This window comes from Oleiphilus sp. HI0067 (assembly GCF_001635735.1).
In genome coordinates this window covers 1-539 of record NZ_LWFI01001437.1, presented here as the reverse complement: position 1 = coordinate 539, position 539 = coordinate 1, and the positions used below count along the sequence as shown (strand labels likewise).

Below are 539 nucleotides of genomic sequence, written 5' to 3'. Positions count from 1 at the left end.
GATGATGCGACGAAGTTAGTCGGGGAGTCTGACCTCACTCGTCTCAACAACAAATTAACTTGGCTAAATAAAATTAGATCTTGGGCGGAAGATAGTGCGAGTGGTCTGCCAGATAGCTCCCTTAAGTTTGATAAATTCTTCGAAAGTCATCTTCCTAGTGAAACGAAAAAGGGCAAGCAACCACCCGAGCATGCTTTTTTTGTATTTCTAGAAAAACACTTTGTAAACGAACCCGCAGACCCGAAACCAATATTTGTTCAGGCAGTGTTTAAGCAGATAAATGAGATATTTGAGGCGCGCAAACGTTCTGAACAAATACTCGATTTTGATGATCTTATTTTGCAGCTCAAGCAGGCGACAGATGATGAGCATCTAGCGAAGAAATTAACGCTTAGTTTGCGCAAGCAATATCAGGTAGCTTTGATTGATGAATTCCAAGATACCGACGCGAATCAGTACCCTATATTTTCTCGCTTATTCGGCACAGAGTGCACGAACAATGATTTAGATATTGCTCCATCACTTGTATTAATCGGCGA

General features: G+C 41.4%; 1 protein-coding gene. It reads left to right on the top strand.

Annotation, left to right across the window (positions count from 1 at the left end):
- Positions 1–539, top strand: a 539-nt coding sequence (locus A3739_RS23405) for a UvrD-helicase domain-containing protein (protein WP_197472519.1), incomplete at both ends; no start/stop codon positions are given.